The sequence below is a fragment of the Bordetella pseudohinzii genome (assembly GCF_000657795.2).
GTDB lineage: Bacteria > Pseudomonadota > Gammaproteobacteria > Burkholderiales > Burkholderiaceae_B > Bordetella > Bordetella pseudohinzii.
The window spans coordinates 32,233-53,972 of sequence record NZ_JHEP02000012.1 but is presented as its reverse complement, the minus strand read 5'-3'; the positions used below and the strand labels follow the sequence as shown (position 1 = coordinate 53,972).

The window sequence follows — 21,740 nt, the reverse complement described above, 5'->3', positions numbered from 1 at the left end:
CTTCATAAGAAACGTCTGCAAAATCGGCGCAATCCCTGTCCGCCGAGGGCATCCAGCGGTGGGTGAATAAGATTTATCCCGCGCCGTGCGCGGACTCAGGCCGCTTCGGCCGCGTCATGGTCGTGGGCCACTTCGGCCGCGAACATATAGCCCCAGCCATGCACGGCCCGGATGGGCAGGGCCATCTGGTGATGCGAGGCCTTGCGCCGCAGGCGGCTGATCATGACGTCCACGAAACGGCTGCGCTGCGCGCCCGCTTCCGCGCCGAGTTCTTCGGGCAGCAGCGCATCGCGGCTGAGTTTGCGTTCGGGAGCCGTCATCAGGCGCGACAGAAACGCGCGCTCCCCGGTGGTCAGGCCCAGCGCGCGTCCGGTCGGGCTCACCAGGGTCCAGCCCCGGTTGGCCAGGCGCCATTTGGCGGCCGCGCCGGGCCAGGCCGGCAGGGCGGGTTCTTCGGGCAGGGGGTCCAAAGGGGGATCGATGCGCTCGCCCAGCTCGACGGCCGGCGCGTTCAGGCTCGCGATACGGCGCAGCAGCGATTGCAGGATGGCGGCCAGCTCCAGCCCGCTGGCGTTGCGGTCCAGGCAGGCGTCGGCGCCGCATAGCAGGGTCCGCACCCGGGCTTCGCTATCGGTGAAGTGGGCCAGGGCAATGATGCCCACGCTGCGGTCCATGGCGCGCATGCGCACGGCGGCGATGTGGATGTCGGCCAGCGGGGCGCTCAGTACCAGCAGGGGGCAGGATTGCTTCCCGTAGTATTCATAGAGGCTGACCAGATCGGGGCACAAGCGCACCCTGAAGCCGAGATGGCCCAGGCTGTCCAACTGTTCCTTATGCGCGGCATCGTCTTTGGTTAAAAAGATGACATCCAGCGTGCTGTTCATTCATTCCCCCGAGTGCATGGGCGGCAGCTCCAGCCCGTCCCGCTGGTGTCACGGTATTTCTGTGGCGCATGGGGAATCCGGGATGGCGGCTGGGCACGGCCTGCGCCATGTCATGCTACGCCTGTGTTCGATTTAAACACGATTGTGATTATTTGTGAATAGAAGTTTCTATTTCAGTGGAAACGTGGAATGCTGCGCGATTCCTGCCATGATCTCCAAGGGTTTGGGCGGGCCATTTGTATAAATACGATACATTATTTTCTATATGTATCTGCATGGCAAGCGGCGACGGCGCCGACCGATATAACAACTTATGGATCCGGCCCCGTGATTCGGGTTTTCTCCCCGTGTTTCTGGCGGGGGGGACAATGCTTTAATCCCGGCAGCCACCTGAAATCACTAATCCGAGTCTAATGAGTGGAAACTTTCGGCCATCGTCTGCGCAGCGCGCGTGTACTCCGGGGATGGACGCAGAAAGACCTGGCGGCGGCTTGCCAGCTCTCCCAAAGCGCCATAGGCAATTACGAAAGCGGGCTGCGCACCCGGCCCAGCGGAGCCTCCCTGATCAAGCTCACCCGCGCCTTGCGTGTCACGGCGCAGTGGCTGAGTTCGGGCGAAGGGCCGATGCGGGGCGAAGGCGGGCCCGAGGACGTGGCCTGGCCCTTTGATAGCGTGCCCTACGCATCCTATCTGGCGCTGACCCAGCGGGAGAAGCGTCAGTTGGAGCAAGTGCTGGCCGCCTATATCGCCGGCCGAAACGCCTAGGCCCGGGATGCGGTCGCTCCCTGTTGCATTCACGCTGGTCTGAATACGGTCACCCGGTTACAGTAAACCGGAGTCCTTTAGACGGAGAGAGTGCGATGTTTTTGAATTCCCTTCCCCGGGCGGTCTTGTGCGCAGGGCTGTTGGCCGCGCTGGCGGGTTGCGCCACGCAGACAGGCCAGGCGCGTCCCGAGGGAGCGGCGGCCGCGCGCGCCACGACCAGCGCCGATTCGCTGGCCCAGACCCGCTGGGAGTTGACCGGCTGGGTCGACGCGCTGGGCAATCGGCGCAATATTCCGCATGGCGACAACGGCGAGCCGATCTCGCTGACCTTTCTGGCCGACGGCAAGCGTTATGCCGTGCGGGGCTTTTCGGGCTGCAACCGCTACAACGGCACCTACCGGCTTGAGGCGGGCAAACTGAGCATCACGGCGCCGGCGTCCACGCGCATGGCCTGCCCGGACCCCCGCCGCGCCCAGCTGGAGCTCGACTACCTGCGGGCCCTGGCGGACATCCGTTCGTTCACGCTGGATGCCAGCGGCGCGCCGCGCCACCTGACCTTCAATGTGGCGACCGGCGATGTGCTGGATTTCACCCGCCGCCAGGATCCACCTACGCCCTGAGGCGTCCGCGGGCCTAAAATACCGCCTCCAGCCGGTCTTGCCGGCCAGTACTCCAGGAGGCAGCCATGCCCGTTACCTTACGCCCTTTGTGGCCCTTGACGCTCGTGCTGGGCCTTGCGGCCTGCGCCAGCCGGCCGCCCGTGCCCCCCGTGGTGGGGCAGCAACCCGGACAGCAATCGGATGTCCTGGCGCAGACCACCTGGGAGCTGGCCCGCTGGACCAAGCCGGGCGGCGCGCTGCGCCCGGTGCCGCATGCGCATGGCAAGGAGCGTCCGATCATCCTGGCGTTCAATCATGAACAGGGGCAGGCTCGGCTGTCGGGCTTCTCGGGCTGCAACAGCTACTCGGGCCAGTACGTGGTCGCCAACGGCTTGCTGATCCTGCAATACCCGCCGGTCTCGACCCGCATGTCCTGCCCCTCGGCCAATATGCAGCTGGAGCAGGATTACCTCGCGGGCCTGACCCGCATCACGGCCACGCGGCTCGACGATGTCGCCCGCCCCAGCCGCATGACCCTCACGCTGTCCTCGGGCGACGTGCTGGACTTCGCCCGCCGATAATCCGGCCCGCCCGCGCGTCTTTCTGTTTGTTTTCATGTCCATCGTCAATATCGCCGCCTATAAGTTCGTCAGCCTGCCCGACACCGCCGCATTGCGCGAGCCGCTGCAGGCGCGCGCCGACGCGCTGGCCCTCAAGGGCACCATTCTGCTGGCTCCCGAAGGCATCAACCTCTTTCTGGCCGGGGCCGGCCAGGCCGTCGAGGACTTTCTCGCCGATCTGCGCAAGGACAGCCGCTTTGCCGACCTGCAAGCCAAGTACAGCGTTTCGGATACCGTGCCTTTCGGCAAGATGCGGGTGCGGCTCAAGCGCGAGATCATCCGCATGAATCACCCCGCCATCCGCCCCGAGGCCGGCCGCGCGCCCAGCGTGGACGCTCGTACCCTGGCCCGCTGGCTGGAGCAAGGGCGCGATGACGAGGGGCGTGAAGTGGTCATGCTCGATACCCGCAACGCCTTCGAAGTCGATGTCGGCACCTTCCGCAATGCCATCGACTGGCGCATCGAGCGCTTTACCCAGTTCCCGGACGCCGTGCGCGAGCACCGCGCCGAACTCGAGGGCAAAACGGTCGTGAGCTTCTGCACCGGCGGCATCCGCTGCGAAAAGGCCGCGATCTTCATGGGCGAGCTGGGCATCGGCCATGTTTACCAGCTCGAAGGCGGCATTCTGAAGTATTTCGAGGAAACCGGCGGCCCGGGCTACGACGGCGCCTGCTTTGTCTTCGACGAGCGCGTGGCGCTGGACCCCGCGCTCAAGCCGGTGGCTGCGCTTGCCGAGGTGTCAGACACCGAGGAAGACCGTGTCGAGGCCTGAGGGATTGTCGCCAGGTGCCTGATACCAAAAAAACGCCGCTTGCGCGGCGTTCCGGCATCAGTGGATGCGCATCCCGGGCTGGGCGCCCGGCCAGGGTTCGAGCACGTAGATGCCGGCATCGACTTTTTCGTCGGCATGGCTGGCGGCCAGGACCATGCCTTCGGAGACGCCGAATTTCATCTTGCGCGGCGCCAGGTTGGCCACCAGCACGGTGAGCTTGCCGATGAGGTCTTCGGGTTTGTAGGCCGACTTGATGCCGGAGAAGACGTTGCGGTGGCGGCCTTCGCCCACGTCCAGGGTCAGGCGCAGCAGCTTGGTCGAGCCTTCGACGGCTTCGCAATTGACGATCTTGGCGATGCGCAGGTCCACCTTGGCGAAGTCGTCGATGGAGATGGTCTCGGCCAGCGGTTCGCCGCCCGGGGCGGGGGCGGCTTCGGCCGTCGGCGCCGGGGCTTCGAACAGGGCGTCGAGCATCTTGGGATCGACGCGCTGCATCAGATGCTTGAAAGGCGCGACCTGGGTGGGCAGTTCGGCGGCGTCGCTCCAGATGAAGTCACGCTGGGCGCCGAAGAGTTCGCGCGCCACGCGCGAGGACAGGGCGGGCAGCACCGGCGCGAGCATGACCGACAGGGCCTTGAAGCCGGCCAGCGCGCGCGAGCAGACGTCCTGCAGCTGGCCGCGGCGGGCCGGATCGGCCTCGGCGTAGTTCTTGGCCAGCACCCAGGGCTGGGCCGCGTCGAAGGCCTGGTTGATGCTGTCGGCGTAGGCCATGATTTCGCGGATGGCGCGGTTGTATTCGCGGCCTTCGAGGGCGGCGCGGATGGACTCGGCCTGGCGCGCGAACTCGGCCGACAGCGCGGCGGTGTCACCCTGGTAGGCGAGCTTGCCGTCGAAGTAGCGCGTGATGAAGTTGGCCGCGCGGCTGGCGATGTTGACGTACTTGCCGACCAGGTCGCTGTTGACGCGGGCGATGAAGTCCTCGGGATTGAAGTCCATGTCCTCGACGCGCGCGTTCAGCTTGGCCGCCATGTAGTAGCGCAGCCACTCGGCGTCCATGCCCACTTCGAGGTAGCGCAGCGGCGAGATGCCGGTGCCGCGGCTCTTGGACATTTTTTCGCCGCTGACGGTGATGAAGCCATGCACGTTCAGCGCGTCGGGCGTCTTGCGGCCGGCGAACTTGAGCATCGCGGGCCAGAACAGGGCATGGAAATAGATGATGTCCTTGCCGATGAAGTGGATCTGTTCGGTGGGGCCGGCCGGGTCGAGCAGGGCGTCGAAGTCCATGCCGGTCTTGGCACAGTAGGACTTCAGCGAAGCCAGGTAGCCCACCGGCGCGTCCAGCCAGACATAGAAGTACTTGCCCGGCGCATCGGGAATCTCGATGCCGAAATACGGCGCATCGCGCGAGATGTCCCAGTCGCCCAGCTTGGCCTGGCCGTCGTCCGTGCCCAGCCACTCGCGGGTCTTGGCCTGGACTTCGGATTGCAGGTGCTTGACGCCGTTGCGGTTGCTGCCTGTGGTCCATTGCTGCAGGAATTCCACGCAGCGCGGATCGGAGAGCTTGAAGAAGAAGTGGTCCGAGCGCTTGAGCACCGGGGTGGCGCCGGTCAGGGCCGAATAGGGGTTGATCAGTTCGGTGGGCGCGTATACGGCGCCGCAGACCTCGCAGGAGTCGCCGTACTGGTCCTTGGCGTGGCAGCGCGGGCATTCGCCCTTGATATAGCGATCGGCCAGGAACATGCCCTTGACCGGGTCGAAGAACTGCTCGATGGAGCGCGTCTCGATCAGGCCGGCCGCCTTCAGCGCGGCATAGATCTCGTGCGACAGCGCCACGTTCTCGGGCGAGTCGGTGGTGTGCCAGTGGTCAAAGCGGATATGAAAGCCGTCCAGATAGCGCGGACGCTCGGCCGCGTAGCGGGCCACCAGCTGCTGCGGGGTGATGCCTTCCTTTTCGGCCTTGAGCATGATGGGCGCGCCGTGCGCGTCGTCCGCGCCCACGAAATGCACGGTATGACCCGCCATGCGCATCGAACGGACCCAGATGTCGGCCTGGATGTACTCCATGATGTGGCCGATATGGAAGGAGCCGTTGGCGTAGGGCAGGGCAGTAGTGACAAATAGCGTGCGTGACATGACGGATTTGACGGAGGGAGGAAGGCGGGCGCACCCGCCGGATGGAAGCTGGCTATTTTAGAGCCAGGCGGCGCCGGCACGGGCGGGCGGCCAGACCCGTGGGGCCTGCCGCCAAAAGGGACATATTAAACGGAAGGGCCGGGCGGGGCCCGGCGGAGCGCCTAGCGGACTTCGCGGGCCTCGACGTCGATGACGTCGGCGCCGCGGGCCGGAGCCGCGGCAAAGGGCGACTGGCCCTGGAAGGGGCGGCCGGATTGGCGCTGGCTCCAGTAGGCGCGCACGCCAAAGGGCTTGCCGCGCACCTTGGCCACCACGTAGAGGATGCCCAGGGCGATGGCGGTCGAGGCCATGAAGACCAGCGCCATCAGCATGCCGATCAGGCCCAGCACGATGACGGGAATGGCGCGAAGAAAGCGGATGAGAGCGTCGGTCATGTAGATAGGATGTAAAAACAGGGCAAAAGGTTCCGTCGCTTCCGCTATCCTTGTGGGTAATGGCTGACGTATTTCCCGCAGCGCCTCTGAAATCATATTGACATGAGTATAACGATAGACCAAATCCGTGGCGCGTTGCGCGGCGTTTCCGACCCGAATACCGGTTTGCCCCTGGGCGCATCTGTAAAAGATCGTGACATCCAGATCGACGGCGGCCTGGTCCGGGTCCTGATCGAGCAGGGCTATCCCGGCCGCGAGGCGCAGGCGCAGCTGGCCGAACTGGCGCGCGGCGCGCTGGCCGCGGCGGGCGTGGCCAGCGCCGAGATCTCGGTGGCCGTGCGGGTGCAGCCGCACGCCGTGCAGCGCGGCCTCAAGCCCCTGCCCAATGTGCGCAACATCATCGCCGTGGCCTCGGGCAAGGGCGGGGTGGGCAAGAGCACCACCTCGGTCAACCTGGCCCTGGCCCTGGCCGCCGAAGGCGCCAGCGTGGGCGTGCTCGACGCCGATATCTATGGCCCGAGCATCCCGACCATGCTGGGCATCTCGGGCCGTCCCGAGAGCCTGGACAACAAGTCCATGGAGCCCCTGGTGGGCCATGGCATCCAGGCCAATTCCATCGGTTTCCTGATCGACGCCGATTCGCCGGCCATCTGGCGCGGCCCCATGGTCACCCAGGCGCTGGAGCAGTTGCTGCGCCAGACCAATTGGCGCGACCTGGACTACCTGATCGTCGACATGCCGCCGGGCACCGGGGACGTGGCCCTCACCCTGGCCCAGAAAGTGCCGGTGGTCGGCGCGGTCATCGTCACGACCCCGCAGGACATCGCGCTGCTGGATGCCCGCAAGGGTCTGCGCATGTTCCAGAAGGTCGAGGTCCCCATCCTGGGCGTGGTCGAGAACATGGCCATCCACATCTGTGCGCAGTGCGGGCACGCCGAGCACATCTTCGGCGAAGGCGGCGGGCAGCGCATGGCGGCGCAATACGAGGTGCCCTGGCTGGGCAGCCTGCCGCTGACGCTGGCCATCCGCGAGCAGACCGATTCGGGCAGGCCCACGGTCGTGGCCGATCCGCAAGGCGAGGCCGCCGGGCTGTACCGCGCCATCGCGCGCAAGGTCGCCGCGCAGGTGGCCGCGCTGCCCAAGGACATGGCGGGCAAGATGCCTGGCGTCGTGGTTCAGCAGCAACGGCCCTCCTAAGGCATGCGGAGGTATCGCGCCGCTCTTGCCCTGGCAGTCCTGGCGTGGTCCGTGCAGGCGCGTGCCGAGCGGCCCGAGATCATCATTGATCCCGGCGGCGTCACGCCCCAGTCCCTGACGGTCATCACCGAGGCCGTCAATGCCATTGCGCGCCTGGCCGAAGACCAGGACGGCGGCGAAATCACCCGCCTGCGCCGCCGCGCGCGCGATGCGACCGTGGCCGCCCTGGCCACCCAGGGCTATTTCACGCCCACGGTCACGCTGGCCCCCGGCACCGACGTGGGCGGCGATACCTGGGATATCTCCATCCAGTCCGGGCCCCGGGCGCTCATCCGCTCGGTCGATCTGCGCTTTACCGGCCGGGTGCAGCGGCCCGAATACGCCGCCCGCATCACGCAGTGGCGCGAGGCCTGGGGCCTGAAGCCCGGCCAGCCCTTTATCAACGGCGAATGGAACAAGGCCAAGTCCGCCTTGCTGGACAGCGTGTCCTCGCGCGACTTCCTGCTGGCCACCATGACCGAGTCGCAGGCCGAGGTGCATGCCGAAAGCGCCATGGTGGATCTGTCCGTGCAGATCGACAGCGGGCCCCTGGTGCGCCTGGGCGAATTGCACACCCAGGGCCTGCAGCGCGTGCCCGAAAGCCTGATCACCCGCTACGTCCGCTACAACGAGGGCGACGCCTATGACCAGGACAAGCTCGACGACTGGCAGCAGGCATTGCAATCGACCGCGTTTTTCCGCGGCGCCTTCGTGTCGCTGCGCCGTTCGGATGGGCAGCTGGCCGAAGCGCCGGCGGCGATCCAGCCGGATGGCGACGTCAAGGCCCGCGCGCCGGGCGCCGGCGGGCTGGCCGCGGCCCAGCCCGCCGGCGACGCCAAGGTTTCGGGCGCGCCGGGCGCGGCGCCGCCCGCGGTCTATGAGCCCGATGGCGAGGTGACCTTGCCGGTCGACGTGCGCGTGGTCGAGGCGCCGCCCAAGCGGGCCGCCGTGGCCGTGGGTGTCGACGACACGGCCGGCGTCCGTTTCGAAACCATCTACCGCCAGAATATCGTCTTCGGCCAGCCGGTCACGCTGGAAACCGGCGTGGGCGTGGATCGCCTGCAGCAGCGCGCCTATGCGGACTTCACCCTGCCGCCGGATGCGCGGGGACGGCGCGATGCCGTTGGCGTGCTGGCGCAGCATTCGGACATCCAGGGCCTGGACGTCACCCGCTATGCCTTGGGCTTTACGCGCACGCAGGAGCGCAAGGGCGCCGGCGACAGCCGGGTGGAGTACGAGACCCGCTGGGGGGCGCTGCTGGCCCACGACCATGTCAAGATCGATGGGGGCGATACCTACAACCTGCCCACGGCCACGCTGACGGCCGATTGGCTGCGGCGCGACGTGGACAGCAAATACGATCCGCGCGAGGGCAACCTGATCGCCGTGGGCGGCGGCGTGGGGGCCGTGCTCGACAGCGGAGACCCGTATTTCCGCCTGCGGCTGCGCGGCCAGAAGTGGTGGCCGGTGGGCAAGCGCGATGTGCTGACCCTGCGCGGCGAGGTTGGCCGCGTATGGTCCAACAGCAGGACCCGGGTGCCGGATGACTTCGGTTTCCGCACGGGCGGGGCGCGCTCCATCCGCGGCTATCGCTACCAAAGCATAGGTTTGAAGCAGAATGACGCCACGGTGGGCGCGCCCACGCTGGCGGTCGCCAGCGTGGAGTACGACCACTATTTCAACGAGCGCTGGGGCGTGGGCGTTTTCGTCGACGCGGGCGACGCGGCCGAGTCCTTCGGGTCCATGGACGTCGCCCTGGGCTATGGCGTGGGCGCGCGCATGCGCACGCCGGCCGGCCCGCTCTTTCTCGACCTGGCCTATGGCCAGCGCGATCGCGACCTGCGCCTGCATTTTTCGCTGGGGATCGCGTTTTGACCAAGCTGCGCGCCGTCTTGCGGCATTTGCTCATCTGGTGGCTGCCGGGCCTGGCCATGTTGGCGGCCCTGGCGGCCTCCTTCGTGTTCTGGCTGGTGGCCTCGCAGAACGGCAGCCGCCTGCTGGTGAGCTCGGCTGTGCAGATGCTGGGCGGCGAGGTCGAGAGCATCGAGGGATCGGTGCTGCTGGGCCTGCGGGTCGGCCGGCTGGACGTCACCGTGGCCGGCGCGCGCATCGAGGCTGGCAATCTCTGGCTGGACGTGGACTGGAGCGAGCTGGGTCATCGCCGCGCGCATGTGCGCGCGCTGACGGCCGACCGTCTGGCCGTCAGCCTGCCGCCGGCCGAGCCCGCGGAGCAGGCCGGCGAGCAGGCCGGCGGATTGCCTGATTCGCTGTCCCTGCCGGTCTCCATCGATGTGGACCGGCTGGCCGTGGGCGAGCTTGCCCTGAGCCGCGACGGGCAGCCCTTGCCGGTCGCGCTGCACGATATCGCGCTGGCGCTGCATGCGCAGCGCGAGGCGGCCGCCCGGCTGGAGATTCAGAGCCTGCGCGTCGATCACGAGGATGGGCGCTTGCGCCTGAACGGGCTTCTGGATGTGCGGCGGCTGGCCGCGCCCTGGCCGCTGTCGGCGCGCCTGGAGGCGCGCATCGCCGCCACCCGGCCGGATTCCACCGTCTGCACGGAACTGGGCGGCGTGCGCCCGGAGCAGAAACGCCAGGAGGGCGCCGCGCGCGCCGGCGAGCAGGGCGCCTACCTGGTGACTCGCCCCGAGGTCCTCGAGGAGGCGGCCAGCACCCTGGGCGGTCAGGCGCCCGATGCGGGCGAGGCGGATTTGCGGCGCGAGCGCTGGCGCGAGGCCGCGCGCCAGCTCTGCCCGGTGTCGCTGTCGGCCCGGGCCGAAGGTTCGCTGGAGCAACTGGCGCTCACGCTTGAGGGCAGCGGCGCGGGCCTGGTGCTCGATGCGCGCGCCGATCTGGCGCCCCTGGCGGCGTTTCCGCTGCGCGATGCCTTGTTGAATCTCAAGCGCGATGACGGTTCGGGGCTGACCGCCGCGCTGGACTGGCAGGCGGCCAGCGAGCCAGGCCAGCCCGACCAGGTCCTGGCCCAACTGGCCGCCGACCGCCTGGATCTCAAGCGCCTGTTGGGCGACTGGCTGCCGCCGGCCGTCCTGAGCGCCCAGGCCGAGGTCAAGGCGGAAGTCCTTGACCTGAGCGAGCTGCGCTCGGCCGATGTGCAGCTGCGTTTTGCGCCCGGCAGCCGCTGGAACAAGCAGCCGCTGGCCGGTTCCCTGGCGGCCGAGTTGCGCACCCAGGACGGCGGCGCCGCGCTGGCCCCGGGCCTGCCCGCGGGCCTGCGCCTGCCGCGCCTGGATCTCGATCTCACCCTGGGCAAGAACCACCTGCGCGCCCAAGGGGCTTTGCAGGATGTCCAGGCCAGGCTGGCGCTGGATGTCCAGGCCCCCGAGCTGGCGGCTTTCTGGCCGGACCTGCCCGGGGGTGTGACGCTCAAGGGGGATGTCGATGGCCAGGCCAGCCGCCACCAGGGCAAGGTGCAGGCCCGTTACACCCCGCCTCAGTCCCAGCCCAAGCGTCTGGGCAGCGCGCCCGTCGAGGCCCTCCTGGCCTTCGAGGGCGGATGGGCCGAGCAGGACGGCCTGGCGGGCTGGCGCGGCCGGCTGTCCGGCCTGTCGGTCCAAAGCGCGGGCTTTACGGTCGCCATCCCGGGGGCGGTCACGCTGGCCTATCTGCCGCAGGCGCAGGCGCCTGCCTGGCAGTGGCAGGTGGGCGCGGCCGACATCCAGGCCAGCTTTCCGGACAAGCAGCGGCTGTCGCTGTCGCATGGCGGTTCGCGCGGCGGGCCGGGGCGCTGGGAGACCGCGGGCCGGGCCGAGAATTTCGAATTGCGCGCCGCCATGCTGCGCCAGCTGATGACGGCCCTGGGCCAGGAAAACAAACAGAACCCGGGCGGCCGCGTCAATGCCATGGTCTCGGATGAGCAGCGCCGCATCGCGCTGGATTTCTCCTGGGACCTGAAATATGCCGGCGCGCTCTCCGGACGGGCCCGGCTGGCGCGGCGCAGCGGCGATCTGCGCATACCGGGCGACCCGCCCATCGCGCTGGGCCTGAAGACCCTGCAGCTGGAACTCACCGCCAGCGCCGGCCAGGGCGGCGTCAGCCGGCTTGATGCGGCGCTCGATGTCGACACCGAAAAAATGGGCCGCGTGAAGGCCTCCGCCACCACCCAGCTCAAGGGGCTGGCGCTGGAACCGCGCCAGCCGGTGCGCGCCGAGCTCAATGCTGACATCGCCGACTTGGCATGGATGGGTCTGTTCGTGGGCGATACGCTGGAAGTCGGCGGGTCGCTGCGCGCCAATGCGCGCATCGACGGCTCGCTGGCCAGCGGCTGGCAGGCCAACGGCGTCATCGAGGGCGACAAATTGCGCGTGGTGCGCATCGACGATGGCGTGCGCCTGATGGACGGCACGCTGCGCGCCCGCCTGGCCGGCGACCGGCTGGTGCTGGATTCCCTGCGCTTTCCGGCGGTGCTGCGCGTGATGCCCGATGAATGGCGCACCAAGGAATGGATCACCACCAATCCCGAGGCCAAGGACGGCTACGCCGAGGCCCGGGGCGAGTGGAACCTGACCGATATGGCCGGCCGCATCGGCGTGACCCTGCACCGCTTCCCGGCGCTGCAGCGCTCCGACCGCTACGCCATGGTCAGCGGCCGCGTGGACATCGACATCGCCCTGCCGCGCATCAGCATCGACGGCTCGATCACGGCCGACGCCGGCTGGGTCAGCCTGGAGATTCTGCAAGGGGTGCCGTCGCTGGACGATGACGTCCGGGTGGTCAGGCCGGGCGACGACCAGAAGGCCGGGCCTCCCATCCAGGTCGGCATCAATCTGAAGGTCGACATGGGGCCGCGCTTCTATATCACCGGCATGGGGCTGGACGCCGGCCTGGTCGGCAATATCCAGATCGTGATGCAGGGCGGCCGACTGACGGGCATGGGCGCCCTGCATACCCGGGCCGGGGGCATCGAGGCCTATGGCCAGAAGCTGCGCCTGCGGCGGGGCACGCTCACTTTCCAGGGCCGCTTGGACAATCCCATCCTCGACATCGAGGCCTTGCGCACCGGCGAGGCGGTCGAGGCGGGGGTGCGGGTGGCCGGCACGGCCCAGCGTCCGCGCATCGACCTGGTTTCCTATCCTGATGTCAGCGATGTCGAAAAACTGTCCTGGCTGGTGCTGGGCCGCGGGCCGGACGCCGGCGGCGGCGACACGGCCCTGCTGCTGTCCATCGGCACGGCGCTGCTGGGCGGCGGCCAGCCGCTGTACAAGCAGTTCGGCCTGGACGATGTCAGCGTGCGCACGGGCGCCATCGGCAGCTCGGGCAGCCTCTTGCCGGACCGCACGGTGGCCAGCTCGGTCAACCGCGACGCCGACGCCGACCTGGCCACGCAATTCCTGGTGGCCAGCAAGAATTTCGCCAACGGCATCACCCTGAGCGTGGAGCAGGCCATGGCCGGCAGCGAGACCGTGGGCCGGGCCAGCTACCGGCTGGCGCGCGGCCTGTCCCTGGACCTCAAGGGCGGCTCGATCAACGGCATCGAACTGGTCTACCGCTGGCTGGTCGGCCAATAAGCCAGGGCCCCTGCCGGGTCCTGGCGGCGACGAGATAAAATACCGCCTATTGCATAGGGGTACCCATTCATGAGCATCAAGAGCGACCGCTGGATCCGCCGCGCGGCCGAGGGCGGCATGATAGAACCGTTCGAGGCTGGCCAGGTGCGCACCGCGAACGGCGGACGCATCGTCAGCTATGGCACGAGCAGCTACGGCTACGACGTGCGCTGCGCCGACGAATTCAAGATCTTCACCAACATCAATTCCACCATCGTCGACCCCAAGAACTTCGACGAGGGGTCCTTCGTGGACTTCAAGGGCGATGTCTGCATCATCCCGCCGAATTCCTTCGCGCTGGCGCGCACGGTGGAGTATTTCCGCATCCCGCGCAGCGTGCTGACCATCTGCCTGGGCAAGAGCACCTATGCGCGCTGCGGCATCATCGTCAACGTCACGCCGCTGGAGCCCGAATGGGAAGGCCATGTGACGCTGGAGTTCTCCAACACCACGCCGCTGCCGGCCAAGATCTACGCCGGCGAGGGCTGCGCGCAAATGCTCTTCCTGGAAAGCGACGAGGTCTGCGAGACCTCCTATCGCGATCGCGGCGGCAAGTACCAGGGCCAGCGCGGCGTCACGCTGCCCCGCACCTGATCACAGCGTCCTGATCATCAGGGTTTCGTCGAGATAGCGGCCGGCCACCCGCAGCGCGGCGGGTTCGCGCCCATAGGCGACGAAGCCCAGGCTTTCATACAGGCGTTGCGCGGCCGGATTGTCCTGCGCCACGGTCAGCAGCACCTGGCGCAGGTCCGGCCAACGGCCCGCTTCTTCGAGCACGGCGGCCATGAGGCGCCGGCCCAGGCCGCTGCCGCGTTGCGTGGGCGCAACGTATACCCCCCAGATCGCCGCCTTGTGCAATTGTTTCAGCGGCGCCATGCGCAACAACCCGGCGCAGCCCACCAGGCGCTCGCCATCCCAGGCGCCGAAGACGGCGCGCGCTGGCGATGGCTCCAGCCTGCGGGCCCATTCTTGCGGCGTGACAAGGTGCTCCTCTTCGTAACTCGACCCGAAGGCCCGCGGCGCATCGCGCAGGGCCGCGAGCCGCAGCGACTGGAATTGTGAAGCATCTTGGGGCCCCAGCGGGCGTATGCTGATAGCTTGCATCGACGATCCTTTTTGCGGCCGCTGGCCATGACGGCCTTGCGGCTTCCTATAATGGAAGATACCTGAACGCAGGAGCCGCCGATGTTTGGTTTCTTCAAGAAGAAAGTCCAGGTCCAGCGGGCCGATCCGCAGGTGGAGGCCGAGTTCATCGAGCGCGTGAATGCCGCCGCCGCCGATTTTCTGCAGGCCCTGCCCGACACCGCCGGGTTCGATTACCGGCCGGGCAGCGTGGCGCTGCTCGACAAGGTGGCCGCACAGGTGCGCGCCGGCGCGCTGACGCTCACGCCCATGCAGCGCGTGGGCATGGCGGCCTATCTGTACGAGGTCGCGCGGCGCAGCCACGGCGGGCAGTACGAGGTCTGCGACAACGACGATCCGGCGGTCCTGGTGACCGGCCAGCCGGCCTTCGACGTCTGTCTGTGCGGCATTTCGCGGGTCGAGCGCACCCTGGAAGGCAAGGTGGACGAGCCCCTGGCGGCGTTTTTCGGCCGTTTCGAGGCCGCCGTGGCGGCCGCCCGGCCGGCCATCCTGCGCTGAACGGGGTCTCCGGCCCCCGGCAATTTCGGCGTCTGTCATCCGCAGGGCTAAAAATCCGTCCTACAATCCCCCCCGAATCGCCGGCCTCGCGCCCGCCTGATGATGTCAGGCAGGCGTCCCGAAGTACACTCGCGTCCGTTTTGCCTTGCCCGCCCCAGGAGCGCCCGCATGAAATTTCGCTTCCCCATATTCATCATCGACGAAGACTTCCGCTCCGAGAATGCCTCGGGCCTGGGGATTCGCGCCTTGGCGTCGGCCATCGAGGCCGAGGGCGTGGAAGTCATCGGCGTGACCAGCTACGGCGACCTGAGCTCCTTTGCCCAGCAGCAAAGCCGCGCGAGCGCTTTCATCCTGTCGATCGATGACGAGGAGTTCGACGTCGATTCACCCGAGGACGTGGCCAGCGCCATCAAGAATCTGCGGACCTTCATCGGCGAACTGCGCTTCCGCAACGCCGATATCCCCATCTATCTGTACGGCGAGACGCGCACCTCGGAGCACATCCCCAACGACATCCTGCGCGAGCTGCACGGTTTCATCCACATGTTCGAGGACACGCCGGAGTTCGTGGCGCGCCACATCATCCGCGAAGCGCGCAGCTATGTGGACAGCCTGCCGCCGCCGTTTTTCCGCGAGTTGGTCAAGTACGCCCAGGACGGTTCGTACTCCTGGCACTGCCCGGGACACTCGGGCGGCGTGGCCTTTCTCAAGAGCCCCGTGGGCCAGATGTTCCACCAGTTCTTCGGCGAGAACATGCTGCGCGCCGACGTGTGCAACGCGGTGGACGAGCTGGGCCAGCTGCTCGATCACACGGGCCCGGTGGCCGAGTCGGAAATCAATGCCGCGCGCATCTTCCATGCCGATCATTGCTTCTTCGTGACCAACGGCACCTCCACCTCGAACAAGGTCGTCTGGCACGCCAACGTGGCCGCTGGCGACGTGGTGGTGGTGGACCGCAATTGCCATAAGTCCATCCTGCATGCCATCACGATGACCGGGGCCATCCCGGTGTTTCTGCGCCCGACGCGCAATCACCTGGGCATCATCGGCCCCATCCCGCTGGAAGAGTTCGATCCGGAGAACATCCGCAAGAAGATCGAGGCCAATCCTTTCGCGCGCGAGGCCGTCAACAAGAATCCGCGCATCCTGACGCTGACGCAGAGCACCTATGACGGCGTGATCTACAACGTCGAAATGATCAAGGAAAAGCTGGGCAGCTATGTGGACACGCTGCATTTCGACGAGGCGTGGCTGCCGCATGCGGCTTTCCACGAGTACTACCAGGACATGCACGCCATCGGGCTGGACCGTCCGCGCAGCAAGGACGCCATGGTCTTCGCCACCCACTCCACGCACAAGCTGCTGGCGGGCATTTCGCAGGCCTCGCAGATCATCGTGCAGGAGTCGGAGTCGCGCAAGCTGGACCGCAATGTGTTCAACGAAGCCTATCTGATGCACACCTCGACCTCGCCGCAGTACGCCATCATCGCGTCCTGCGATGTGGCCGCGGCCATGATGGAGCCGCCGGGCGGCACCGCCCTGGTCGAAGAAAGCATCCGTGAGGCCCTGGACTTCCGCCGCGCCATGCGCAAGGTGGAATCCGAGTACGGCAAGAACGACTGGTGGTTCAAAGTCTGGGGGCCCAACCGCCTGGTGTCCGAGGGCATCGGCAACCGCAATGAGTGGGTCCTGGAGGCCAATGATCACTGGCATGGCTTCGGCGAACTGGCCGAAGGCTTCAACATGCTGGACCCGATCAAGGCCACCATCATCACCCCGGGCCTGGATATGTCGGGCAGCTTCGGCGAAACCGGCATTCCGGCCGCCCTGGTGTCCAAGTACCTGACCGAACACGGCGTGGTGGTCGAGAAGACGGGGCTGTATTCCTTCTTCATCCTCTTTACCATCGGCATCACCAAGGGCCGCTGGAATACGCTGCTGACCGCCTTGCAGCAGTTCAAGGACGACTACGACCGCAACCAGCCTCTGTGGCGCATCCTGCCGGATTTCTGCCGCGAGCACCGGCAGTATGAGCGCATGGGCCTGCGCGATCTGTGCCAGGTGATCCACGAAGCCTATCGCGAGCGCGATGTGGCGCGCCTGACCACCGAAATGTACCTGAGCGACATGGTGCCGGCGCTCAAGCCCTCGGACGCCTTTGCGCGCATGGCGCACCGCCAGGTCGAGCGCGTGGAGATCGACCAGCTCGAAGGCCGCGTCACCGGCGTGCTGCTCACGCCTTATCCGCCGGGCATCCCGCTCCTCATCCCGGGCGAGCGCTTTAACCGCACCATCGTCCAGTACCTGCAATTCGCGCGCGAGTTCAATGAGCGCTTCCCGGGCTTTGAAACCTATATCCATGGCCTGGCCCAGGATGTGGGGCCGGACGGCGCCAAGCGCTACTACGTGGACTGCCTCAAAGAGAACGATGCCTGAGGCTGTCCTGCGGCATGTTTGACGTCGCGATCATAGGCGCCGGCGCGGCCGGCATGATGTGCGCGGCCGTCGCCGGCCAGCGCGGACTGTCGGTGGTGCTGATCGACCACGCCAGCCGCCTGGCCGAAAAAATCCGCATCTCCGGCGGCGGGCGCTGCAACTTCACCAACCTGGGCGCCAGCCCCGCCCAGTTCCTGTCCGAGAATCCGCATTTCTGCCGCTCGGCGCTGGCCGGCTATACGCCGCAGGATTTCCTGGCGCTGATGCGCGAGCACCGCATCGCCTGGCATGAAAAGCATCGCGGCCAGCTGTTCTGCGATGACAGCAGCGAGGACATCATCGAAATGCTGCGCCGCGAGTGCGGCCGCGGCCGCGTGTCCTGGCGCATGCCCTGCGCGGTCGAAGGCATCGCGCGCGAAGGCGAGGGCTGGGCGCTGGCCACCGACGGCGGCGCGCTGCGCGCCTCGCGCCTGGTCATCGCCACCGGCGGCATGGCCATTCCGCAGCTGGGGGCGACCGATTTCGGCTTGAAAGTGGCGCGCCAGTTCGGCCTGAAGGTGATCGATCCGCGGCCCGCCCTCGTGCCGCTGACCTTCGATGCGCAGCAGTGGCAGCCCTTTGCCGAGCTTTCCGGCGTGGCGCTGGAGGTCAGCCTGGGCACCGGACAGGGCAAGGCCCGGGGGACCTTCCTGGAAGACCTGCTCTTCACCCACCGGGGCCTGTCCGGCCCGGCCATCCTGCAGATTTCCAGCTACTGGAAGCCGGGGACCGCCATCGACATCGATCTGGCGCCCGGACGCGACCTGGGCACGGAATTGCGCGAGGCCAAATCTGGCGCGCGCCAGCAGATGCACACCGTGCTGGCCGGCTTGTGGCCCAAGCGCCTGGCCGACGCCTGGCTGGCGCAGTCGGGCGATGCCGGCCTGGCGCAGGCGCGGCTGGCCGACGTGCCCGACCGCAAGCTGCGCGAGCTGGCTGCCCGCATCCATTGCTGGTCGCTGACGCCCACCGGGACGGCCGGATACAAAAAGGCCGAGGTCATGCGCGGCGGCGTCGATACCCGCGGCCTGGACCAGAAGTCCATGCAGGCGCGCGCCGTGCCGGGCCTGTATTTCATCGGCGAGGCCGTGGATGTGACGGGTTGGCTGGGCGGCTACAACTTCCAGTGGGCCTGGGCGTCGGCCGTGGCCTGCGGCCGGGCGCTCTGAAGCCTAGGCGCGGCGCGCGCGGCGTGGGCGCGCAGGCGGCGGCCCCAGGCTGCCGCGCTCCAGCACCACATGCGCCAGCGGGCCGGCTGGCGGCGGCTCGCGCTTTTCGATCAGATCGACGATGTGGCGCGCCGCGCGGCGGCCGATTTCCTGCGCCGGGATGCTCACCGTGGTGAGCTCCGGCTGCATCATCTCGGTCTCGTCGATGCCGTCGAAACCCACGATGGACAGTTCGCCGGGCACGGCGATGCCGAGGCGGCGGCATTCGTGCAGGGCGCCCATGGCCAGCAGATCGGTGCCGAAGAAAATCACCGTGGGCCGTTCGGGCAGCGCCCAGTAGTCGCGGATGGCCTGGCGCCCGCCCTCGAAGGAGAAGGGCTGTTCGATGATCCACTCCGGCGGCACGGACAGGCCGTGCTCGCGCAGCGCCGCCAGCACGCCGTTGCGGCGCCCGCGGGCGCGCTCGTTGCGGGCGATGGGGCCGCCGCACACGCCGATGCGGGTATGGCCTCTTGCCAGCACGCAGCGCGCCAGGTCATAGGAGGCGTCGTAGTTGGAGATGCCCACGCAATGGGGGTAGTGGCTGTCGTCCACCGACCAGGTCAGCACATAGGGCAGGGCGCGCTGATGCAGCAGGGCAAAGACCTCGTCGCTGTGGTCCGTGCCCACCATGATGATGCCGTCCACGCCGCGCTCGACCGTGGCGCGCAGCACGGCGGCCTCGTCGTCGTCGTGGTACTCATGGCTGGCGATGAGCAGCTGATAGCCCATCTCCCACAGCGTTTGCTGCATGGAGTGCGTGGAGTGGGCAAAGATGGGATTGTTGAGCGTGGGGTAGACCGCGCCCACCGTGCGGGTGCGGCGCGACGCCAGCGCGGCGGCGGCGCCGTCGCGGATATAGCCCAGTTGCGCGACCGCGCGGTTGACGCGCTCCAGCGTCGCCGGCTTGACCTCCTTGGGCACCGACAGGGCCCGCGAGGCGCTGCCCAGCGACACGCCCGCCAGCTTGGCGACGTCGGCAAGAGTGGGGCGGCGGATCGAGGGTTTCATGGGATGGGCAGCCAAGCGGCAAGTGTAACCAAGACGCCTCTTGGGGAAAACGCGAAGTCCAGCGTGCGTGGATTGACAGCTTGCCATAAACGACCCCAAAATTGAAGCGTTTCAAAAATACTGAGACACCCAATAAGCGCAATAAAGGCCGGCATTACCAATGATTTGGCTTTTTTTTGATCCCGTAATTGAAGCGCTTCAATTGCTTCCGGGGCGGCGCGCCATGGGTCCAACGACGACAGGAGACAAGACATGGAAGTGGCAAAGGTTTGCGCGCGCTGGCTGGCGGGCGTGTCCGTGGCGCTGGGTGTGACGGCGACCGCGTTGGCGGCCGATGACATCAAGATGGGCGCGCTGTTTCCCTTCAGCGGCGCGCTGGCCCAGCTGGGCGACGAGAGCTATCGCGGCCTGCAATTGGCGGTGGAGGAGCGCAATGCCCAGGGCGGGCTGCTGGGCCGCAAGATTGCCCTGGTCAAGGCTGACGCCGTGGACGCCAACCAGGCCGTGGGCGAGGCCCGCCGCCTGACCTCGGTGGAGAATGTCTCGGCCGTGTTCGGCAGCTTTTCCTCGGCGCTGTCTTTTGCCGCCACCCAGGTCACCGAGCTGGCCGGCGTGCCCTTCTTCGAGCTGGGCGCCGTCTCCGACAGCGTGACCGACCGCGGCTTCAAGTATGTGTTCCGCAGCAATTCCACCGCGCGCGATTTCGCCAACGGCACCATCGAGGGCGTGGTCAACGTGGTGGCGCCGGCGCTTGGCGTGGATCCCAAGTCGCTGAAGCTGGCCATCATCCACGAGGACGGCCTGTACGGTAAAACCATCGCCGGCTTCCAGCAAGAACGCGCCAAGGCCCTGGGCCTGAATGTGGTGCAGGTCCTGCCTTACTCGGCCAAGGCGGTGGATCTGTCCTCGCTGATCCTGCGCCTGCGCGGCGCCCAGGCCGACGTGGTGCTGCAGACGTCGTATCAGAACGACACCATGCTGTACTTCCGCCAGGCCAAGTCGGCGGGCTACAAGCCGCGCGCCGTCATCGGCGCCGGCGGCGGCTATTCGCTGTCCGACACGGCCAAGGCCCTCAACGGCGATATGGACGGCGCCTTCGACATCGACTTTCCGCAGTTCGCGATGAACGAGAAGGGCGCGCCCGGCCTGTCGGACTTCGTCTCCGCCTACAAGAAGCGTTTCAATGGCGAGCCGCGTTCGGGCCACAGCCTGGTGAACTACGTGGGCGCGCGCGCTTTCCTGGACGCGATCGAGAAAGCCGGTTCGCTGGACAAGGACAAGGTCCGCGCCGCCGTGCTGGCCTACAAGCAGCCCGTGGGCAGCAACGCCGCCGGCTGGGGCTTTGATTTCGGCGACAACGGCCAGAACCGCGCCGCGACCACCACGCTGATGCAGTGGCAGGACGGCAAGCTGGTCACCGTCTGGCCCGAGGCCGCCGCCGTGGCCAAGCCCATCGTCAATCGCTGATCCCGCATTATCCGGCGGGCGGGCGGCGCGGGCCGCCCGCCCCGCCCAGGACATCCCGAGATGGACATTCTTCTGCAATTGATCGTCAACGGTCTGCTGCTCGGTGGCGCCTACGCCATCATCAGCATCGGCTTGACGCTGATCTTCGGCGTGGTGCGCGTCGTCAACTTCGCCCACGGCGAGTTTCTGATGGTGGGCATGTACGCCACCTATCTGCTGGCCATGAAACTGGGCTGGCATCCCTATGTGTCGGTGGCTCCGGTGGCCCTGCTGCTGTTCGCCGTCGGCGCGGCGATGCAGCGCTTCATCATCCAGCCGCTGCTCGATGCCGACGGTCATATCCAGATCTTCGCCACCGTGGGGGTCTCAACGGCCCTGATGAATCTCGCCCTGCTGGTCTTCGGCGCCGATGTGCGCGCCACGCAAGTCGAAGCCGGCACCGGCATCCTGGCGTTCGGCGGCCTGAGCGTGGTGAGCGGACAGGTGATCACCCTGGCGGTGGCGCTGCTGCTGGCCGGCGGCCTGCATCTGTTCATGACGCGCACCTACCTGGGCCGCGCCTTCCGCGCCGTGGCCCAGCATCGCAATGCCGCCGCCCTGATGGGGGTGAATGTGCGCGGCATCTATGTGCTGGCCTTCGCCATCGGCTCGGCCTTCGTGGGCGTGGCCGCGGCGCTCCTGACGCCGCAATATCCGGCCTTTCCGACCATAGGCACGTACTTCGTGCTGACCGCCTTCGTCATCGTCGTGCTGGGCGGCATGGGCAGCCTGCTGGGCGCCTTGCTGGGGTCCATGCTGATCGGCCTGGTCGACAGCCTGGCGGGTTATTACATCGCGCCGGACCTCAAGGAAATCGTCTATTTCGCGATCTTCCTGCTCATCCTGGTGTTGCGCCCCACCGGCCTGTTCGGCCTGGGCCGCGGATCTGAATAAA

18 protein-coding genes are annotated in these 21,740 nt (G+C 67.4%); 13 read left to right on the top strand and 5 right to left on the bottom strand.

The features are described 5' to 3' along the window. Positions 1 to 95: 95 nt before the first annotated feature. Positions 96 to 884 carry a response regulator transcription factor gene (locus L540_RS15560; protein WP_043214073.1) on the bottom strand — a complete coding sequence of 263 codons (789 nt, stop codon included), beginning with the start codon at positions 882 to 884 and terminating at the stop codon, positions 96 to 98. Positions 885 to 1,301: 417 nt separating this feature from the next. On the opposite strand from L540_RS15560, the gene L540_RS15555 reads away from it, so the two are divergent. The 4 genes from L540_RS15555 to L540_RS15540 all read left to right on the top strand — a co-directional run bounded on the left by L540_RS15555 (position 1,302) and on the right by L540_RS15540 (position 3,640). Next, the gene (locus L540_RS15555) at positions 1,302 to 1,649 is read left to right on the top strand and encodes a helix-turn-helix domain-containing protein (protein ID WP_268902915.1); all 348 of its coding nucleotides are present in this window, start codon (positions 1,302 to 1,304) and stop codon (positions 1,647 to 1,649) included. 95 nt (positions 1,650 to 1,744) lie between these two features. After that, entirely contained in the window at positions 1,745 to 2,269 is a 525-nt protein-coding gene (locus tag L540_RS15550) for an META domain-containing protein (protein ID WP_043214075.1), read from the top strand. A 65-nt stretch (positions 2,270 to 2,334) separates the two neighbouring features. Further along, entirely contained in the window at positions 2,335 to 2,829 is a 495-nt protein-coding gene (locus L540_RS15545) for an META domain-containing protein (protein ID WP_043214076.1), read from the top strand. A gap of 34 nt (positions 2,830 to 2,863) precedes the next feature. Next, positions 2,864 to 3,640 (top strand): sulfurtransferase, encoded by a 777-nt coding sequence (locus L540_RS15540; RefSeq protein WP_048026509.1) that lies wholly within the window; start codon positions 2,864 to 2,866, stop codon positions 3,638 to 3,640. A 57-nt stretch (positions 3,641 to 3,697) separates the two neighbouring features. On the opposite strand, the gene metG is transcribed toward L540_RS15540, so the two are convergent. Together metG and L540_RS15530 are read right to left on the bottom strand one after the other, a co-directional pair. After that, positions 3,698 to 5,773, bottom strand: a complete 2,076-nt coding sequence (gene metG, locus L540_RS15535) for a methionine--tRNA ligase (protein ID WP_043214079.1) — start codon at positions 5,771 to 5,773, stop codon at positions 3,698 to 3,700. Between the two features lie 161 nt (positions 5,774 to 5,934). Continuing rightward, positions 5,935 to 6,207, bottom strand: coding sequence for a hypothetical protein (locus L540_RS15530; protein WP_043214081.1), 273 nt, complete (start codon positions 6,205 to 6,207; stop codon positions 5,935 to 5,937). A 102-nt stretch (positions 6,208 to 6,309) separates the two neighbouring features. Here L540_RS15530 and apbC point away from each other — a divergent pair, with 102 nt between their 5' ends. From apbC to dcd, 4 genes are all read left to right on the top strand, one after another. After that, positions 6,310 to 7,404: an iron-sulfur cluster carrier protein ApbC gene (gene apbC / locus L540_RS15525; RefSeq protein ID WP_043214084.1), complete on the top strand. Its 1,095-nt coding sequence runs from the start codon at positions 6,310 to 6,312 to the stop codon at positions 7,402 to 7,404. A 3-nt stretch (positions 7,405 to 7,407) separates the two neighbouring features. Beyond that, positions 7,408 to 9,318, top strand: a complete 1,911-nt coding sequence (locus L540_RS15520) for an autotransporter assembly complex protein TamA (protein ID WP_043214086.1) — start codon at positions 7,408 to 7,410, stop codon at positions 9,316 to 9,318. Next, on the top strand, positions 9,315 to 12,965 hold the full coding sequence (locus L540_RS15515; protein ID WP_043214088.1) for a translocation/assembly module TamB domain-containing protein: 3,651 nt from the start codon (positions 9,315 to 9,317) through the stop codon (positions 12,963 to 12,965). Before L540_RS15520 ends, L540_RS15515 begins: the two co-directional genes overlap by 4 nt. A gap of 69 nt (positions 12,966 to 13,034) precedes the next feature. Further along, the gene (gene dcd / locus L540_RS15510) at positions 13,035 to 13,598 is read left to right on the top strand and encodes a dCTP deaminase (protein WP_029578263.1); all 564 of its coding nucleotides are present in this window, start codon (positions 13,035 to 13,037) and stop codon (positions 13,596 to 13,598) included. On the opposite strand, the gene L540_RS15505 is transcribed toward dcd, so the two are convergent. Next, positions 13,599 to 14,108, bottom strand: coding sequence for a GNAT family N-acetyltransferase (locus tag L540_RS15505; protein ID WP_043214091.1), 510 nt, complete (start codon positions 14,106 to 14,108; stop codon positions 13,599 to 13,601). 81 nt (positions 14,109 to 14,189) lie between these two features. On the opposite strand from L540_RS15505, the gene L540_RS15500 reads away from it, so the two are divergent. From L540_RS15500 to L540_RS15490, 3 genes are all read left to right on the top strand, one after another. After that, entirely contained in the window at positions 14,190 to 14,645 is a 456-nt protein-coding gene (locus L540_RS15500; protein WP_043214093.1) for a hypothetical protein, read from the top strand. Positions 14,646 to 14,813: 168 nt separating this feature from the next. After that, positions 14,814 to 17,081, top strand: coding sequence for an arginine/lysine/ornithine decarboxylase (locus L540_RS15495; protein ID WP_043214095.1), 2,268 nt, complete (start codon positions 14,814 to 14,816; stop codon positions 17,079 to 17,081). Between the two features lie 14 nt (positions 17,082 to 17,095). After that, positions 17,096 to 18,289, top strand: coding sequence for a BaiN/RdsA family NAD(P)/FAD-dependent oxidoreductase (locus L540_RS15490; protein ID WP_082149653.1), 1,194 nt, complete (start codon positions 17,096 to 17,098; stop codon positions 18,287 to 18,289). A 3-nt stretch (positions 18,290 to 18,292) separates the two neighbouring features. Here L540_RS15490 and L540_RS15485 read toward each other — a convergent pair whose 3' ends face one another. Continuing rightward, entirely contained in the window at positions 18,293 to 19,339 is a 1,047-nt protein-coding gene (locus L540_RS15485) for a LacI family DNA-binding transcriptional regulator (RefSeq protein WP_043214096.1), read from the bottom strand. A 252-nt stretch (positions 19,340 to 19,591) separates the two neighbouring features. On the opposite strand from L540_RS15485, the gene L540_RS15480 reads away from it, so the two are divergent. Together L540_RS15480 and L540_RS15475 are read left to right on the top strand one after the other, a co-directional pair. Further along, complete coding sequence (locus tag L540_RS15480; RefSeq protein ID WP_048026507.1) at positions 19,592 to 20,806, top strand: ABC transporter substrate-binding protein; 1,215 nt, start codon at positions 19,592 to 19,594, stop codon at positions 20,804 to 20,806. 60 nt (positions 20,807 to 20,866) lie between these two features. Then, positions 20,867 to 21,739, top strand: coding sequence for a branched-chain amino acid ABC transporter permease (locus L540_RS15475; protein WP_043214098.1), 873 nt, complete (start codon positions 20,867 to 20,869; stop codon positions 21,737 to 21,739). Position 21,740 lies beyond the last annotated feature (1 nt).

Excerpts from the sequence above, each read along its gene's own strand:
- L540_RS15560 (WP_043214073.1), bottom strand. The coding sequence starts at position 884 with ATGAACAGCACGCTGGATGTCATCTTTTTAACCAAAGACGATGCCGCG.
- L540_RS15550 (WP_043214075.1), top strand. The coding sequence starts at position 1,745 with ATGTTTTTGAATTCCCTTCCCCGGGCGGTCTTGTGCGCAGGGCTGTTG.
- L540_RS15545 (WP_043214076.1), top strand. The coding sequence starts at position 2,335 with ATGCCCGTTACCTTACGCCCTTTGTGGCCCTTGACGCTCGTGCTGGGC.
- L540_RS15540 (WP_048026509.1), top strand. The coding sequence starts at position 2,864 with ATGTCCATCGTCAATATCGCCGCCTATAAGTTCGTCAGCCTGCCCGAC.
- metG (WP_043214079.1), bottom strand. The coding sequence starts at position 5,773 with ATGTCACGCACGCTATTTGTCACTACTGCCCTGCCCTACGCCAACGGC.
- L540_RS15530 (WP_043214081.1), bottom strand. The coding sequence starts at position 6,207 with ATGACCGACGCTCTCATCCGCTTTCTTCGCGCCATTCCCGTCATCGTG.
- apbC (WP_043214084.1), top strand. The coding sequence starts at position 6,310 with ATGAGTATAACGATAGACCAAATCCGTGGCGCGTTGCGCGGCGTTTCC.
- L540_RS15520 (WP_043214086.1), top strand. The coding sequence starts at position 7,408 with ATGCGGAGGTATCGCGCCGCTCTTGCCCTGGCAGTCCTGGCGTGGTCC.
- dcd (WP_029578263.1), top strand. The coding sequence starts at position 13,035 with ATGAGCATCAAGAGCGACCGCTGGATCCGCCGCGCGGCCGAGGGCGGC.
- L540_RS15505 (WP_043214091.1), bottom strand. The coding sequence starts at position 14,108 with ATGCAAGCTATCAGCATACGCCCGCTGGGGCCCCAAGATGCTTCACAA.
- L540_RS15500 (WP_043214093.1), top strand. The coding sequence starts at position 14,190 with ATGTTTGGTTTCTTCAAGAAGAAAGTCCAGGTCCAGCGGGCCGATCCG.
- L540_RS15495 (WP_043214095.1), top strand. The coding sequence starts at position 14,814 with ATGAAATTTCGCTTCCCCATATTCATCATCGACGAAGACTTCCGCTCC.
- L540_RS15490 (WP_082149653.1), top strand. The coding sequence starts at position 17,096 with ATGTTTGACGTCGCGATCATAGGCGCCGGCGCGGCCGGCATGATGTGC.
- L540_RS15485 (WP_043214096.1), bottom strand. The coding sequence starts at position 19,339 with ATGAAACCCTCGATCCGCCGCCCCACTCTTGCCGACGTCGCCAAGCTG.
- L540_RS15480 (WP_048026507.1), top strand. The coding sequence starts at position 19,592 with ATGGAAGTGGCAAAGGTTTGCGCGCGCTGGCTGGCGGGCGTGTCCGTG.
- L540_RS15475 (WP_043214098.1), top strand. The coding sequence starts at position 20,867 with ATGGACATTCTTCTGCAATTGATCGTCAACGGTCTGCTGCTCGGTGGC.